Origin of the sequence: Leisingera sp. ANG-S5 (assembly GCF_000813925.1) — a bacterium.
GTDB lineage: Bacteria > Pseudomonadota > Alphaproteobacteria > Rhodobacterales > Rhodobacteraceae > Leisingera.
The window spans coordinates 410,652-427,205 of record NZ_JWLH01000001.1 but is presented as its reverse complement, the minus strand read 5'-3'; the positions used below and the strand labels follow the sequence as shown (position 1 = coordinate 427,205).

Sequence of the window (16,554 nt, the reverse complement as noted above, 5' to 3'; positions counted from 1 at the left end):
GCGCAAGCCGCCCCCATGCGGGACGCCAACCGGAGCACAGCATTGAACCGCAGGCAGATCATCAATGACCCGCAGACCGGCAACAAGGCGGAAGCTTTTGAAGCCGCTGATGATTGCCCCGCCAACCCGATCCGTCACCGCACCATCGGAGATGTAATCACCGCCCGCCATGGCCGCCGCGCGGTGCTTCAGGGAATGCTTGGCACCTCTGCCTCTGCTGCCCTTTTTGGCGCGACGGCTCTCACTCAGCCGCACCGGGCCGCCGCGGCTGTCTCAAGTGCTCAAAGCCGTTACGCCTTTGACGAACTGGCATGGGGCAACGACGAAACCCACCATGTCGCACCGGGCTATGACGCGGACATCCTGCTGCGCTGGGGGGACCCCATCACCGCGGACGCGCCGGATTTCGACGTGATGAACCAGAGCGCCGCAGCACAGCTTCAGCAGTTCGGCTACAACAACGACTATGTTGGGTTCCTGCCCCTCAACGCAGAAGGCACCCGCGGGCTTTTGTGCGTGAACCATGAGTACACAAATGAAGAGGTGATGTTCCCCGGCCTTGGCCGCCAGGACAAGGCAGAGTTTGCTGGCATGACGCGGGAACTGGCGGAAATCGAAATGGCCGCCCACGGCGGCTCCGTGGTGGAAATTGCCCGCAACCCGGAGGGAAAATGGGCCGTTGTCCGTGACAGCGAGTTGAACCGCCGCATTTCCCCGCTGAACACGGTGATGGCCATTGATGGCCCCGCCGCGGGCCACCCGCGGATGCAGACCGGCGCTGATCCTACCGGGCGCGAGGTCATTGGCACCCTGAACAACTGCGCCGGCGGCATGACCCCCTGGGGCACCTGGCTGATGGCTGAGGAGAACTTTCACGGCTATTTCTGGACCGATCAACTGGACGCCGAGGGCGAACCCGATCTCACAGGCCAGCCGGAGGCCGCACAGATGGCCCGCTACAACGTGCCCGCCATGTGGTACGCTTGGGGCAAATACCATGACCGCTTCAACATCGACAAAACTCCCAATGAAGTGAACCGCTTCGGCTGGGTTGTTGAAGTTGATCCGCTGGATCCGCATTCCACGCCGGTAAAGCACACAGCGCTTGGCCGCTTTGCGCATGAGGGCGCGGAAACCACCCTGTCCGCCGACGGCCGCCTGGTGGTCTACATGGGCGACGATGCCCGGTTCGAATACCTTTACAAATACGTGTCCCGCGGATCAGTTTCGCAGGACCGCGCCACCAACTCCCGCCTGCTCAGCGACGGCACGCTCTATGCGGCCCGGTTTGATCCGGACGGCACCCTGCACTGGCTGCCGCTGGTGCAAGGCCACGGGCCGCTCACGGCGGACAACGGCTTTGCCAGCCAGGCAGACGTGCTGATTGACGCCCGCCTGGCCGCGGATGTTCTGGGCGCAACCCCGATGGACCGCCCCGAAGATGTCTCGCCGCGCGGCGACGGCACTGCTTTCGTGATGCTGACCAACAACTCCAAGCGTGAGCCGGGCCAGACCAACGCCGCCAATCCGCGGCCTGAGTCTGATTTCGGCCATATCATCGAACTCAAGGAGGACGGCGGCGACCACGCTGCCACCCGCGGCAGCTGGTCCATCCTGGTGCAATGCGGAAACCCCGCAATTGCCGCCGTAGGAGCGCAATGGAACCTGGAAACCACAGAAAACGGCTGGTTCGGCTCCCCGGACAATTGCGCCATCGACGCCGAGGGACGCCTCTGGGTCGCCACCGACCAGGGCCGCAAGTGGGACAAGACAGGCAAATCCGACGGGCTATATGGCGTGGAGACCGAAGGGGGTCTGCGCGGCCACTCCAAACTGTTCTTCCGTTGTCCCGTGGGGGCAGAGCTTTGCGGCCCCTACTTCACCCCGGACATTGAAACTCTGTTCCTGGCAGTGCAGCACCCCGGCACCGACGGAACCAAAAACCTGAAAGGCTTTGAACGCGAATCCACTTTCGATGACCCGGCCACCCGCTGGCCGGATTTCGACCCGGCGATGCCGCCGCGCCCCTCGGTAGTCGTGATCACCAAACAGGGTGGCGGCAAGATCGCAACCTGACCGGGCGCCTCAGCCCCACTAAATTGTGAGCCGCAGCTCCCCGGTTATGCCCTAGATGTTTCAAGCACGCCTTGGAGAAGCCCCATGTCTTTCATCCGTCTGACCGCCGCCTTGATCCTGACAGCTTCAACAGCCGCCGCTGGCAGCATCTCCCCGCGTGACGGCTGGGCGGTGCATGAGACCTCCAAACCCTTCGAGCAGCTGATTGCAGATGTCAAAGCCGCAGCCAAAACCCAAGGCCTGGGCGTCGTCACCCAGGCAGGCCCCACCGGCGCTGCCGCCGCCCGCGGCATCACCATCCCCGGCAATCGGGTTATTGGCCTCTTCAACAATGATTTCGCAGTGAAGATCCTGGCACTTTCCACCGCTGCGATGATCGAAGCCCCTGTGCGGATGTATGTGACAGAGGAAGCTGACGGCACCGCCACGCTGTCTTACAAGCTGCCCACTCATGTCTTTGCCCCATACGCGGATGAGGGCGGCGCAGGCCTTGCAGCTCTGGCCGGCCAACTCGACCGCCGCTTCGCGTTAATCGCTGAACAGGCCCAAAAGTAGCTGCAGCTTCTTTCTGGTCACAAATACCCAAATCCCCTCGTTTGCGCCAAAAACCGCCGCAGCATTTCTCACACTGGCGTGAGAGGGCTTGCGCGCGGGCACAGGCTCGGCATTCTGGCGGTAAATCAACGGATTGGACGAACAAGATGACAGAACCCTCACGCGCAGCCGATGTTCTGGCCCGGCGGCTCTATGAGGCAGGCTGCCGCCATGCCTTCGGGATGCCCGGCGGCGAGGTGCTGACCCTGGTCGATGCGCTGACACGCGCGGGTATCGCCTTTCACCTGGCCAAGCATGAGAACTGCGCCGGCTTCATGGGCGAAGGCGTGCATCATGCGGACGGCGCGCCGGTCATCCTGGTCGCCACCCTCGGCCCTGGTGCGCTGAACGGCATCAACGTGGTGGCCAACGCCCATCAGGACCGGGTGCCGATGCTGGTGCTGACCGGCTGCGTCGATGCAGCGGAGGAACAAAGCTATACCCATCAAGTTCTTGACCACCGCGCAGTGTTCACCCCTATCACCAAGGCGACCTTCCGGCTGGACGCCGAAGCTGCGGACCTGATCGCAGACAAGGCGGTCGCCATCGCAACTGAACCCCGAAACGGGCCGGTGCATATTGACGTGCCGATCTCGGTGGCAGATGCGCCGGCAAAGGACCGCGGCGTCCGCCGCGCGCCTGCAAGTGCCAGCGCGCCAAGCGGAGAGGCACTGGCGCAGGCGCGGTCCTGGCTGGCTGCAGCTGAACGTCCGGTGGCGGTCATTGGTCTTGATGCGCTGCAGGAAAACGCAGGCACTGCCCTTCGCAGTTTTCTTGAGAGACACCAGATCCCTTTCGTCACAACCTACAAGGCCAAGGGTATCCTGCCTGAGAACCACCCCCTCTGCCTGGGCGGTGCGGGCCTGTCACCGCTGGCGGACAAACACCTGCTGCCGCTGGTGCGCGAGGCCGATCTGGTGCTCTCCATCGGCTATGACCCGATTGAGATGCGCCCCGGCTGGCGCAATGTCTGGGATCTTGACACCCAGAACGTCATTGACGTCGCGCCAGAGGCCAACACCCATTACATGCATCAGGCAGGCCTGAACTTCCTGACCGCAGTTGCCCCCACGCTGGAAGTTCTCTCTGCCGATACACCTGCACGCGAAACCTGGGCAAACAACCGCCCGGCAGCTGTCAAATCCGCACTGGCCGAAGCCTTCCCACAGGATGAGGCCTGGGGCCCTGCCGGCGTCATCGCTGAATGCCGCGCCACGCTGCCGCCGGAAACCCTTGCCACCGCCGACAGCGGCGCCCACCGGATTCTGCTCAGCCAGATGTGGGAGTGTTCCGAACCGCGCGGGCTGATCCAGTCCTCCGGCCTCTGCACCATGGGCTGCGCCGTTCCTATGGCAATCGGGCGCAAGCTGGCGCAGCCGGACCGCCCGGTGGTCAGTTTCTCCGGTGACGCGGGCTTTCTGATGGTCGCAGGCGAGCTCGCCACAGCTGCCGAACTTGGCGTGGCTCCCATCTTCGTGGTTTTTGCGGACGCCAGCCTTGCCTTGATTGAGCTGAAACAGCGCCAGCGCCAGCTTGCCAATGGCGGCGTGGATTTTGCTGAACACGACTTTGCGGCGATGGGCCGGGCATTCGGCGGCAAAGGCGTCACCGTCACCAGCCGCGCCGACCTGCGCGCCGCCCTGCAGGACGCAATGAAATCAGACAACTTCACCGTCATCTCGGCTGTGATCGACCGCGGAGGCTACGATGGCCGCATCTGACCTGCTGCCCCACGGCGCCCTCAAAGGCGTCAAGGTTCTCGACCTCTCCCGCATCCTGGCAGGCCCGACCTGCACCCAGCTCCTGGGCGACCTCGGCGCCACGGTGATCAAGGTGGAAAACCCCAAGACCGGCGGCGACGACACCCGGCAATGGGGGCCGCCCTATGTTACAGATGCGGACGGGCAGCAATCCGATCTCTCCGCCTACTTCATGGCGGCCAACCGCAATAAACGCTCGGTCGCCATTGATATTGCAACGGAAGACGGCCAGCAAATGATCCGCAGCCTGGCAGCAGAAGCCGACATCCTGATCGAGAATTTCAAACCCGGCGGGCTGGCGAAATACGGGCTGGACTATGCCAGCCTCAAGGACGATCTGCCCGGCCTGATCTACTGCTCGATCTCCGGCTATGGCCAAACCGGCCCCAACAGCCACAAGCCCGGCTATGACATCATGGCCCAAGGGTTCGGCGGCATCATGTCGCTGACTGGGGAGCCAGACGGCCAGCCGATGAAGGCAGGCGTCGGCATCGCCGATGTGATGTGCGGCATGTACGCCTGCATCGGCATCCTTTCTGCCCTGCACCACCGCGAGAAAACCGGCGAAGGCCAGCAGATCGACCTGGCCCTGGTGGATGCCCAGATCGCCTGGCTGATCAACGAGGGCGTCGCCTATCTGAACACAGGCCAGAACCCCAAGCGCCGCGGCAACGAACACCCCAGCATCATGCCTTATGGCGTTTATGAGACTTCGGACGGCCATGTGATCCTGGCGGTGGGCAACGACAGCCAGTTCAGCCGTTTCATGGAGTTTTTGAAGCTCGAAGGCCTGGCAGAGGATCCCCGTTTCGCCACCAACCCGGCCCGGCTGCAGAACCGCGATGCGCTGAATGCCATCCTGATCCCCTCCGTGCAGCGCTTCACCACCGATGCGGTGCTGGCAGCGATGGAAGCCCGCAAGGTGCCAGCCGGCCCGGTGCAGAACCTTGAAACCCTGTTCGCCACCGATCAGGTCGAAGCACGGCAAATGGCCATCGGCATGGACACCGCGGCAGGCCCGGTCAGGCTGCTGGGCAACCCGCTGAATTTCTCGCGCACGCCAGTCACATACCGGCACGCGCCGCCCCGATGCGGCGAAGGCACAGAAGAGATTCTGGGCTCGGGTTCCCCCTTCGGAACGCCCTGACCGCCCAAATCCGCGGCAGCATTCCGCCAAGTGTTACAGTTTCCGGCAAAACACCGCCAAACCGGCGGTGTTTTTGCAATCAATTGCCACGGCCCCTTGCAGAATTTTCCGGGGAAATCCTACACATCCGGCGAAATTCACATTTGCAGGCACACAGCCCATCACCAAACCGAGAGCGGGGTTCGCCCGGGTCAATCCGATGTTCTACTCTACATTACTGGAACACACGGAAACCGCGCAGAGTTCAAAAAAGAGATTGGAATCCCATGACGCATGACATTTTCGGCCAAGACAGCAGCCTGACTGACGCAGCCGCGCTGCAGGATTGGAACGCCGTGCAGCTGGGGGTTCTGGCCCACGCCGCCGTCACCGCCGACCACTTGGGCGCGGTGCTGAAAGCGGTACCGGAGTTTGCCCTGGCCCATGCGATCAAGGGGCTGTCGCTGCTAATGCTTGGCCGCTCCGAATTGCTGCCGACCGCCCGCGAGGCGCTGCGCGACGCCAAGGCGTTTTATGAAGGCGCCCTGCCCCGCGAACGCAAGTATGTCGACGCGTTGGAGAACTGGCTGTCGGGCCATCCCAGCCAGGCCATCCAGCGGATGGAGGAGGTGCTGGACATCTTCCCGCAGGACACGCTGGCGATGAAACTCAGCCACGGCATCCGCTTTATCATGGGCGATCCCGCTGGCATGCGCGCCTCGATTGAAAGGGTGCTGCCCTCCTACGATCCCGACCACGCAGGCCGCGGCTACCTCTTGGGCTGCCACTCCTTCTCGCTGGAGGAAACCGGCGAGTACGAACGCGCAGCCAACGCAGGGCGCCAGGCGCTGTGGATGGCACCGGACGATGCCTGGGGCTTGCACGCGGTCGCCCACGTTCACGACATGACCGGCAACGCGAAATCGGGGCTGGAATGGCTTGAGGGGCGCGAGGACGCCTGGGCCCATTGCAACAACTTCCGCTATCACGTCTGGTGGCACAAGGCGCTGATGCATCTGGACCTGGGCCAGATGGACGAAGCCATCGCCCTCTATGACACAGAGGTCCGCAAGGACAAAACCGACGACTACCGCGACATCTCCAACGCCACCTCGCTCTTGATGCGGCTGGAACTGGAAGGCGTCAATGTTGGCCCCCGCTGGGAGGAACTGGCGAATCTCTGTGCCAGCCGGACCGAGGATGGAAGCCTGATTTTCGCCGACTTGCACTACCTCCTGGCCCTCACCGGCCACCGAAAGGAGGAGGCGCACCGGCTGGTTCAGCGGATTCACGCCGATGCTGATGCGGGCGGCAGCGAGGCGAAGGAGCGGATGGCCGCCCCCGGATGCGCCGCCGCCGACGGTTTGGAGGCCTTCGGAGACGGTAATTACAAGGCCGCTTTCGCAAATTTATCCACAGCCCGCGCCACCATGCAGCTGGCCGGCGGCAGCCACGCGCAACGCGATGTTTTCGAACGGATAACCATAGACGCCGGCCTGCGTGCAGGACAGCTTGACGAAGTCGAAGCAATACTGGATGACCGCTGCGTCAAGCGCGGCGGCACAGAGGACAATTACGCCCTGGCCCGCCGCGCTCTGATCGCCCAGGGCCGGAACTCACCCGACGCTGCAAGCGTTCCCGCCGAATAAGACCTTCAAGGACCAGAAACGACCGATGTCCAGCGTTGCGCCCTTCCCCGGGCCTCAGAAAGACCCCAATGCTGCCAACCGTGCAGCGCCCCCGCTGCAGGCGGCCCAGCCCCGTGTGCGCGACCCGCGGCTCGACTTCTACCGCGGTATAGCGATGTTCATCATCCTGGTGGCGCATATCCCGGGCAACCGCTGGGCCAGCTGGATCCCGGCCCGGTTCGGCTTTTCCGATGCAACAGAGATCTTCGTCTTCTGCTCCGGCATGGCCTCGGCCATTGCCTTCGGCAGCTCCTATGCCAAGCAAGGCTGGTGGCTCGGCACCGCCCGCGTGGTGTTCCGCTGCTGGCAGGTTTACTGGGCCCATATCGGCCTGTTCTTCTTCCTCGCCGCCTCGATGGCGCTGCTCGACCTATACGGCGGCTTCGACAAGAGCTATATCGGCTCATTGAACCTGCACTGGTTCTTCACCAACACGGTGCAGCAGCTGACCGGGCTGTTCACCCTGACTTACGTGCCGAACTACTTTGACATCCTGCCGATGTACCTGGTGGTTCTTCTGCTGATGCCGCTGATGATGGGGCTGGAGAAGGCAGGTCTGTGGACTGTGGCCACCGCCAGCATCCTGATCTGGCTCACCGCCAACCCCTACATGATCGGCCTCGGCCCGGACGGTATCTCCTTCATGGCGGAGCCCTGGTCCGAGCGGGAATGGTTCTTCAACCCGCTCGGCTGGCAGCTGCTGTTCTTCACCGGTTTTGCCTTCATGAAAGGCTGGCTGCCTGCGCCGCCGGTCTCCAAGGCGCTGGTGATTCTGGCCGCCGCATTCCTGGTCCTGTCGGCGCCCTTCGGCTCATGGAAGGTGTTCCTGTGGGTGGAAGCCGCGAACAAGGACCTGGCCAGCCTGATCCGCCCGACCTGGGAAATCACCGCCGAATGGCGCGAGAAAACAGACTTCGGCCTGCTGCGTTATGCCCACTTCCTGTCGCTGGCCTATCTGGGCTGGGTAGCGGCCGGCACTGGCGGCAAGCGGCTCATCGCCTCCGGCCAGTCTCTGGCGGCCCGCACCTGGGCGGTTTTGCTGAAACTGATCACCAAGGTCGGTCAGCAATCGCTTGCGGTGTTTGTTTTCTCCATGGCTCTGGCGCGGTTCATCGGCTTTGCGCTTGACCAGACCGACCGCGCGGTTATGACCACGGCATTCGCCAACCTGGTTGGCTTTTTCCTAATCATTGTCTGCGCTTACTCCGCAGCCTGGTTCAAGTCGCAACCTTGGAGAGCCAAGCGATGAGCACTTTGACCCGCCGCACATTCATGGCTGCCGCACTTGGCAGCACCGCCCTTGCCGCATTGCCCGGCATGGCCAGCGAAGCCGTGCCGTTCACCCGCGATGTCGTGATCGCCAAGGCCCGCGCCCTGGCCGCGAAGGATTATGCCGAGCGCCCGATGGTGCCGCAAGACTGGCTGGAGCAGTCCTATGACGACTACAAGGCCCGCTGGTTCCGCACCAAGGACGCGCTGTGGTCCAGCACGGACCGCAGCTACAACGTTGATTTCTTCCTTCCCGGCCTCTATTTCCCGCGCGCCATCCAGATCAATACGGTGACGGACGGGCTGTCCAGCCGCGTGCCCTTTGACCTCTCGCTGTTCGACAAAAACGAAAAGGCGCCGGACCTCACCACCGAGGGCGACCTGGGCTATTCAGGCCTGCGCCTGCGCACCGATCTGAACGACCCCACCAAGAAGACCGAGTTCTGCGTCTTCCAGGGCGCCAGCTATTTCCGCGCCATCGGCATCGGCAATGCCTACGGCCTGTCTGCCCGCGGCCTGGCTCTGAAAACCGCTGACCCCGAAGGCGAGGAATTCCCCGAGTTCATCGAATTCTGGCTTGAGGCCCCCGCCCCCGGCCAGCGCCACATGGTGGTGCATGCGCTGATGGACTCGCCGTCGGTCACCGGCGCCTACCGCTTCACCGTCACCCCGGGCAGCAGCGCCGTGATGGATGTGGAGGCAACGCTGTTTGCCCGCGAGGAGCTGAGCCATGCAGGCCTTGCGCCGCTCACCTCGATGTTCCTGTTCGATGCCACCAACCGCCACCGGTTCGACGATTTCCGCCCGGCGGTGCACGACAGCGACGGGCTGCTGGTACTGAACGGCAATGGCGAAACCCTGTGGCGGCCACTGGCCAACCCGAAACGCCTGCAAGTGTCCTCCTTCGTGGACGACAACCCGCGCGGCTTCGGTCTGATGCAGCGGTCGCGCAAGTTGTCGGATTTCAACGACCTCGAGGCCTTCTATCACAACCGCCCCTGCCTGTGGGTGGAACCCAAGGAAGACTGGGGCAAAGGCGCTGTCACGCTGGTGGAAATCCCGGCGGACAAGGAAATCTACGACAACATCGTCGCCTACTGGCGCCCGCGCGAACCCTATGCCGCCGGATCCGAGGTCAGCCTCAATTACCGCCTCACCTGGGGCGGCGAGCCGGTGCTGCCGATGCCGCGGGTGACCGACACCGCCGAAGGTGCCCGCATCTTTGGCGGTCCGGGCCGGATCATGACCATCGACTTTGCCGCGCACCCGTTGCTCGAAGGCGAACCGGACACCCTTGACGTCCACATCCACTCTCCCCATGTGGCGACCAGCGAAGGCGTGCTGCAGCGCAATCCGGAAACCGGCGGCCTGCGGCTCGCCTTCTACTTTGATCCGGGCGACCGGGACCACGTCGAACTTCGCGCCCAGCTCAGGAAAGACGGCAGCCCCGCCTCTGAGGTCTGGCTTTACAGGTGGACCGCATGACCATGTGTGATCTGATGCCTCCGGAACAGCCTCTGGCGATGCCGGAGCAAGATTTCAGCAAGGATTTTCGCGATGCGGAAGCCCCCGGCGGTGCCGCGCCGCGCCAGGTGGCGCTGTGGCGCCTGCTGGCGTTTTCGCCCGCGATGGCCGCAACCGGTGTTCTGACCTGGGTCATGGCCGGCTGGTTCACCGATGGCGGCTTCTCGGTGCTGGAGATGATCCTGCTGGCGCTGATCGCCTTCAACTTCTTCTGGATCGCCTTCACCGTCTCCACTGTACTGCTCGGCCTTTACGGGCTGTCGCGCCGCGAGCGCACCGCCGCCCGCGGTGCTGCCCGCCCGATGAAGGTGGCGCTCTTGATGCCGGTCTACAACGAGGTGCCCTGGTACGTGCTGGGCAACGCTCAGACCATGCTGCAGGAGCTTCACGGCCGCGGCGGCCTGCATGAATACGCGATGTTCATCCTGTCGGATACCCGCGACGACGCCATTGCCGCGCAGGAGCGCGCCAGCGTCGAGGCGCTGCGCACCATGCTGCCCGAGGGCACTGAGCTCTACTACCGCCGCCGCGACGACAACGAAGGCCGCAAGGTCGGCAATATCTCCGACTGGGTGCGCCGCTGGGGCGCGGGCTATGAGGCGATGCTGGTGCTGGACGCCGACAGCCTGATGACCGGCCGCGCCATTGCCCGCCTTGCCGATGCACTGGCGCGCGACCCCGGCGCTGGTCTGATCCAAAGCTATCCTCAGCTAATTGGCGCCCAGTCCGTCTTTGGACGCATGCAACAGTTTGCCAACGGCGTCTATGGCCTCGCCCTGGCCGAGGGCCTGGCACGCTGGGCCGGGCACGAAGGCAACTACTGGGGCCACAACGCCATCATCCGCACCCGCGCCTTTGCCGCCTGTGCCGGCTTGCCGCTGCTGCGTTCCCGCTTTGGCGGCGGCGAGAAGCTGATCATGAGCCATGATTTCGTCGAGGCAGGCCTGTTGCGCCGGGCCGGCTGGTCGGTGCGCTTCCTGCCCCGCATCCGTGGATCCTACGAGGAAACACCGGCCACCCTGATCGATCACATCCTGCGCGACCGCCGCTGGTGCCAGGGCAACCTGCAGCACCTCAACCTGCTGCACGCCAAAGGCTTCCGCGCAATCTCCCGCTTCCACCTGTTTGCAGGCGCGATCGGCTACCTGATGGCGCCGGTCTGGTTTGCACTGCTGGTCCTTTGGGCCGTGATCGGCCGCAGCGAAGAGGCGTCCGTCATCAGCTACTTCAGCGAAGCCAACCCCTTCCGCCCCAGCTGGCCCGACATGTCCGAGCCCAAGCATGTGCTGGTGATCATCCTGATCTACGCCATGCTTCTGGCGCCCAAGATGCTGGCCGCAGCAGCGCTGCCGCTCACAGGCAACCGGTTTTCCGAATACGGCGGCCCGGTGCATTTCGCACTGTCTTTCGTGTCCGAGGTGGTGCTGGCCATCCTCTATGCGCCGATCCTGATGGTGCAACAGATGATCGCGGTGTTCCGCACCGCCCTTGGCCTGCAGCGCGGCTGGGCACCGCAGGCGCGTGACGGCGGCAGCTACTCCCTGCGTACCCTTGTGACCTGCCACGCGCTGGAAACCGTCAGCGGTGTTGCGCTCTGGGCCGGCATCCTGACCGGAACCGTGTCGCTGTGGCTGGCGCCCATCGCGCTGTCGCTGGTGCTGGCGGTGCCGCTGTCTGCGCTCTCCGGCGTCAAGACCGTGAACCGCATCCGCCACTGGATGGCCACGCGGGAGGAATTCACCGAACCCCAGATCACCCGCGCCGCCCGTGCCGCCCGCGCTGACCTGAAGGCGCTGCTGGACGGTACCACCGCCCGCGGCACCCCGGCAGAGTAACCGCCGCAAACAAGGAACTCCCGCGCCCGCAGGATGCCCCGGCTCACGCCGGATCACCTTGGCGGCCTTGGGCCCGGCGCCGCGCAGACGCGCGGCGAGGCCCGCGGCAAACGCTACCGCAGCGCGCCCGCACGGGAGCGCTGCCCGGCCCAACGCTTTGGCCTGCAAATCTTTAATTTTCAGGCCAAAGGGGCGGGAGCCCGCCGCCCTTTTCCAGACGCTCCGGCGGCTCTAGACGTTCCGGCGGCGTCAGCGCACCGCCGGCTGGTTCTCGAACCACTCCGCCATCAGCTCCGCCCAGCTCTTGGGCAGCGTATGGCCGCCATCAAACAGCACTAGCTCAATATCCGCACCCGGCCCGCAGTCCCAGCGGCGGCGCATCAGGCCATCTGCGCTCCACGCCCTGTCCGGCGCATGAGAGGTGCAAGCGTTGGCCTCCCGCCAAACCTCCAGCGCGGCAAAGACATCGCCCTGCTCAAACCGCCCGCCACCCAGAATTCGGCCCTCCAGCGGCACCACCTCGTCGCGCCAGCCATGCACCTGCAACAGCCGCACGGGGCCATTGCAGCGTTCCGGCTGCGGCCGCCAAAAGGCGCCGGACACCGGCGCATAAGCCGCAAAGGCGGCAGGGTCGCGGCAGGCCAGGTAATGCACCATGAAGGCACCGGCCGAGAACCCGGCCAGCACCGTCTGCGACCGGGAGGTTCCGAATTGCTCTGCCGCATCCGCCAGCACCGCGGCAAAAAACGCGCCCTCGTCACGCCCCCCGGTAAACGGGCCGAACCCCCAGGATTGCGGTCCGCTGCCATCCCGGCGCAGCCCCTCGGGCGCAATCACCGCATAGCCGCGCTGCGTCAGCCCCGCCACCAGCGTCCGGTTGCGCAGCACACTGCTGCCGCTGCCGCCATAACCGTGAAGGAACATCACCACCGGCACTGCGCCCTCTGCCCCCGCAGGATCCGGCAGGACAATTTGATACTGTCCCTCTTCAATGCTGCAGGCACCTGCCTCTGCGCCGCACTCTGCCATGGCCGCACTGCCGAAGACCGCAGCCAGAGCCGCGGCAGCCGCCGCCTTTCTCAACCCCTGCATCATCCCTGCCACCGCGCCACCGGCAGGTTGCCGGCGATCCAACCCGGCCCGGCTGCAGACCCCAGCATCCCTTCCGGCACGTCAATCACATGGGTATAACCCGCCTCCGACAGCATCAGCGTCACCCGTGCAGAGCGCACACCGCGGGCGCAGATCAGCGCCACAGGCACAGAGCGGTCAGGCCCCGCCACAGCCTGCAGGGCCTTGATGAAGTCTTCCCGCCGCATGTCGATCTGATGACTGCCCACTGGGACACCCGACGCCCGCCATTCCTGCGGCGTGCGGATGTCTACCAGGGTAATCTCGCCGGCCTGCGCCTGCGCATAGGCCTCCGCCACGGTCAGCCGCGGATGATCGTGGTCCGGTGGCTGGCGGCGCTGCCACCAGATGCCGGCCCCCGCTGCGGCAGCAGCGCCGCCCAGCAGCACCAGCCGCCGCGTAAGCGTCGGGTTTATTGCGTCTGCCCCAGCCATCGTTCCTCCGCTGCCGCTTTTGCCCCTATGGTCTAGCAGGCCACAGGCCCTCAATCACCAGAAACAGGCCGATTCCATCGGTCAAGTTCTTGTTATTGCGCGCCTGCTGCCCAATTATGCCCGTAACGAGCGTATTCACTCTGCCTTTGGCTGCGGCATTACCGCCGCAATCCGGGCGGCGGGGGTGGTTCTGAGCAACAAAATTGCTTAGCACTGGCCTAAAAACGACGCGCCAACCCGACAGGAGACTTGCACGTGTCCCTTTTCCTGATTGCGGCCCTGCCCTTTATCGGAGCCGTCTTTCCCGCGCTATTGATCCGCGCCGGACGCAATGCGGCTGCCTCTGCCGCCGGGCTGACCACGCTGCTCGCCTTCATCGGCCTGATGCTGCACATCCCCGCCGTGTTCCGCGGCGAGACGGTCTATGCCGCGGTGGACTGGCTGCCCGCCCTTGGCCTCAACGCGCATTTCTTCCTTGATGGCCTTGGCTTCCTGTTTGCGGCGATGATCCTGGGCATCGGCCTCCTGATCATCCTTTACGCCCGCTACTACCTGTCGCGCGAAGACCCCATGGGCCAGTTCTACAGCTACCTTCTGCTGTTCCAGGGCGCGATGGTCGGCATCGTTCTCTCGGACAACATCCTGCTGCTGCTGGTGTTCTGGGAGCTCACCTCGCTCAGCTCCTTCCTGCTGATCGGCTACTGGAAACACCTGCCCGAGGGCCGCCAGGGCGCGCGCATGGCGCTGACGGTGACCGGCTCCGGCGGGCTGGCGATGATTGCCGGCATGCTGATGCTGGGCCAAATCGCTGGTTCCTATGACCTCAGCGTGATCCTGCAGAACAAGGAAGCGATCCAATCCTCGGATCTCTACCTGCCCGCACTGATCCTGATCCTGCTGGGCGCCTTCACCAAATCGGCGCAGTTCCCGTTCCATTTCTGGCTGCCGCACGCGATGGCCGCGCCAACGCCTGTCTCGGCCTATCTGCACTCCGCCACAATGGTGAAGGCCGGCCTCTTTCTGATGGCGCGCCTCTGGCCGGTTCTGGCCGGCACGCCGGAGTGGTTCTACATCGTTGCCACCACCGGCCTTGTCACCATGCTGGTCGGCGCGGTGATTGCCCTCTTCAAGGACGACCTCAAGGCGCTCCTGGCGTTCTCCACCGTCAGCCACCTGGGCCTGATCACCATGCTCCTGGGCTTTGGCACCAAGATCGCAGCGGTGGCCGCCGTCTTCCACATCATCAACCACGCCACGTTCAAGGCGGCGCTGTTCATGACTGCGGGCATTGTCGACCATGAGGCCGGCACCCGCGACATCAAGCGCCTCGGCGGCCTGCGCCATCTGATGCCGATCACTTTCACCATCGGTACGGTCGCGGCGCTGTCGATGGCGGGCATTCCGCCCCTCAACGGCTTCCTCTCCAAGGAGATGATGCTGGAGGAAACCGCCCATACCATCTGGAACGGCTCGCACCTGATCGTGCCCGCCCTGGCCACTCTGGCGGCACTCTTCTCAGCCGCCTATTCCTTCCGCTTCATCGTGCACGTCTTCCTCGGGCAAAAGCGTGACGACTACCCCGGCCACCCGCATGACCCGAACACCGGCATGTGGATCGGCCCGGCGTTTCTGGTCGTGCTGGTGGTGCTGATCGGCCTTGCCTCGGCCAAACTCGCAGGACCGATGGTCGCCACCGCAGCAGGCGCAGTCATCGGCGGCGGCGAGCTGCCCTACTATTCACTCAAGCTCTGGCACGGTCTGACCCCGGCGCTTTACATGTCCATCGCAGCCACCATCGGCGGCCTGACCCTGCTGGCGCTGCACAAGCCCCTTCAGCGGGCCTGGAACGCCCTGCCCCGGCCTGAAGCCAAGACCATTTTCGAGGCCCTGATCGGCGCCTTCACCCGCCTCAGCCAGTTCGTGACCGAAGGCTTGCACAACGGCGTTCTCACCCGTTACGCGGCGATCATGGTCACCTTTACCGTGGCCATCAGCTATTTCGCCTACCGCGGAGGAACCCTGGGCGTTGAAACCCGCCAGATGCAGGAACCGGGCGCCCTGCCGGTTGTTGGCTGGTTCGCCCTGGTGGTGGCAACCCTGTTCATCGTCGCCAAGCACCGCAACCGCCTGCTGTCGCTGGTGCTGATCGGCGTGGTGGGCCTCGTGGTCTCGATGTCCTTCAACTACCTCTCTGCCCCCGACCTGGCGCTGACCCAGATCTCGGTTGAGGTGGTGACCATCATCCTGCTGCTGCTGGCCTTGAATTTCATGCCCAAGGAAACCCCGGTCGAGACCCCGGCCCTCACCCGCCTCCGCGACGGCGCGATTGCAGCGGTGTCGGGCCTGGGGGCGGGCGGGCTGATCTATGCCCTCCTGATGCGCGACTTCGCCTTCCCGACCATCTCGGACTTCTATCTCGCCAATTCCTACAAGGGCGGCGGCGGCACCAATGTGGTAAACGTGATCCTGGTCGACTTCCGCGGCTATGACACCTTTGGCGAGATCATCGTGCTGGGCATCGCCGCCATGGTGATCTTTGCCCTGACCGAGGCCGTGCTCGGATCCAAGGTCCGTGCCTATCTGCTGAACCGCAAGCCCGACCTGCCGCAGGCCGGCGACGCCCACCCGCTGATGATGGTGGTGGCAACCCGGGTGATGATGCCGCTGGCACTGATGGTCGCCGCCTATATCTTCTTCCGCGGCCACAACCTGCCGGGCGGTGGCTTTATCGCCGGCCTGGTCGCCGCCATCGCCATCATCATGCAGTACATGGCCTCCGGCTTTGCCTGGGCGACAGAGCGGCAGCGCTATCCCTACCACGCCATCATCGGCTCCGGCGTGCTGATCGCCGCCGCCACCGGCATGGGCGCCTGGTTCAACGGCAAGCCGTTCCTCACCAGCGATTTCGGCTACCTGCACTGGCCGCCGCTGGAGGAGTTCGAATGGGCCACCGCCGCCCTCTTTGACCTCGGCGTCTTCCTGGCCGTGGTCGGTGCGGTGCTGCTGGCGCTGGAAAGCCTGTCGCGTTTTGCCTGGCAGCCGGGCATTAGCTCCGAACACGCAATGGACATCAACCCGGCACGCGACGCAGCGGCCAAGACCGGGACGGAGGGATAA

11 protein-coding genes are annotated in these 16,554 nt (G+C 64.5%); 9 read left to right on the top strand and 2 right to left on the bottom strand.

The features are described 5' to 3' along the window. Positions 1–42: 42 nt before the first annotated feature. The 8 genes from RA25_RS02130 (at position 43) to mdoH (ending at position 11,872) form a co-directional block, all read left to right on the top strand. Entirely contained in the window at positions 43–2,076 is a 2,034-nt protein-coding gene (locus RA25_RS02130) for a PhoX family protein (RefSeq protein WP_039170308.1), read from the top strand. Positions 2,077–2,160: 84 nt separating this feature from the next. Continuing rightward, complete coding sequence (locus RA25_RS02125; protein ID WP_019295827.1) at positions 2,161–2,631, top strand: DUF302 domain-containing protein; 471 nt, start codon at positions 2,161–2,163, stop codon at positions 2,629–2,631. A gap of 146 nt (positions 2,632–2,777) precedes the next feature. Then, positions 2,778–4,391, top strand: a complete 1,614-nt coding sequence (locus RA25_RS02120) for a thiamine pyrophosphate-binding protein (protein WP_039169783.1) — start codon at positions 2,778–2,780, stop codon at positions 4,389–4,391. After that, positions 4,378–5,577 carry a CaiB/BaiF CoA transferase family protein gene (locus tag RA25_RS02115; RefSeq protein ID WP_039169780.1) on the top strand — a complete coding sequence of 400 codons (1,200 nt, stop codon included), beginning with the start codon at positions 4,378–4,380 and terminating at the stop codon, positions 5,575–5,577. Before RA25_RS02120 ends, RA25_RS02115 begins: the two co-directional genes overlap by 14 nt. A gap of 266 nt (positions 5,578–5,843) precedes the next feature. Beyond that, the gene (locus RA25_RS02110) at positions 5,844–7,205 is read left to right on the top strand and encodes a tetratricopeptide repeat protein (protein WP_039169778.1); all 1,362 of its coding nucleotides are present in this window, start codon (positions 5,844–5,846) and stop codon (positions 7,203–7,205) included. Positions 7,206–7,230: 25 nt separating this feature from the next. Beyond that, entirely contained in the window at positions 7,231–8,493 is a 1,263-nt protein-coding gene (locus tag RA25_RS02105) for an OpgC family protein (protein WP_039169777.1), read from the top strand. Then, positions 8,490–9,998, top strand: a complete 1,509-nt coding sequence (locus RA25_RS02100; protein ID WP_039169775.1) for a glucan biosynthesis protein — start codon at positions 8,490–8,492, stop codon at positions 9,996–9,998. The genes RA25_RS02105 and RA25_RS02100 overlap by 4 nt, the downstream gene beginning before the upstream one ends. Then, positions 9,995–11,872, top strand: a complete 1,878-nt coding sequence (gene mdoH, locus RA25_RS02095) for a glucans biosynthesis glucosyltransferase MdoH (protein WP_039170305.1) — start codon at positions 9,995–9,997, stop codon at positions 11,870–11,872. Before RA25_RS02100 ends, mdoH begins: the two co-directional genes overlap by 4 nt. Positions 11,873–12,121: 249 nt before the next feature. Here mdoH and RA25_RS02090 read toward each other — a convergent pair whose 3' ends face one another. Both RA25_RS02090 and RA25_RS02085 read right to left on the bottom strand, forming a co-directional pair. Then, positions 12,122–12,967 carry a CocE/NonD family hydrolase gene (locus RA25_RS02090; RefSeq protein ID WP_152612157.1) on the bottom strand — a complete coding sequence of 282 codons (846 nt, stop codon included), beginning with the start codon at positions 12,965–12,967 and terminating at the stop codon, positions 12,122–12,124. Then, positions 12,964–13,437 carry a rhodanese-like domain-containing protein gene (locus RA25_RS02085; protein ID WP_052254138.1) on the bottom strand — a complete coding sequence of 158 codons (474 nt, stop codon included), beginning with the start codon at positions 13,435–13,437 and terminating at the stop codon, positions 12,964–12,966. Before RA25_RS02085 ends, RA25_RS02090 begins: the two co-directional genes overlap by 4 nt. A gap of 255 nt (positions 13,438–13,692) precedes the next feature. Between RA25_RS02085 and RA25_RS02080 the strand changes: the two genes are divergently transcribed. Next, complete coding sequence (locus RA25_RS02080; protein WP_039169772.1) at positions 13,693–16,554, top strand: monovalent cation/H+ antiporter subunit A; 2,862 nt, start codon at positions 13,693–13,695, stop codon at positions 16,552–16,554.

Coding starts and splice junctions, on each gene's coding strand:
- RA25_RS02085 (WP_052254138.1), bottom strand. CDS start 13,437: ATGGCTGGGGCAGACGCAATAAACCCGACGCTTACGCGGCGGCTGGTG.
- RA25_RS02100 (WP_039169775.1), top strand. CDS start 8,490: ATGAGCACTTTGACCCGCCGCACATTCATGGCTGCCGCACTTGGCAGC.
- RA25_RS02105 (WP_039169777.1), top strand. CDS start 7,231: ATGTCCAGCGTTGCGCCCTTCCCCGGGCCTCAGAAAGACCCCAATGCT.
- RA25_RS02115 (WP_039169780.1), top strand. CDS start 4,378: ATGGCCGCATCTGACCTGCTGCCCCACGGCGCCCTCAAAGGCGTCAAG.
- RA25_RS02120 (WP_039169783.1), top strand. CDS start 2,778: ATGACAGAACCCTCACGCGCAGCCGATGTTCTGGCCCGGCGGCTCTAT.
- RA25_RS02110 (WP_039169778.1), top strand. CDS start 5,844: ATGACGCATGACATTTTCGGCCAAGACAGCAGCCTGACTGACGCAGCC.
- RA25_RS02090 (WP_152612157.1), bottom strand. CDS start 12,967: ATGATGCAGGGGTTGAGAAAGGCGGCGGCTGCCGCGGCTCTGGCTGCG.
- RA25_RS02125 (WP_019295827.1), top strand. CDS start 2,161: ATGTCTTTCATCCGTCTGACCGCCGCCTTGATCCTGACAGCTTCAACA.
- mdoH (WP_039170305.1), top strand. CDS start 9,995: ATGACCATGTGTGATCTGATGCCTCCGGAACAGCCTCTGGCGATGCCG.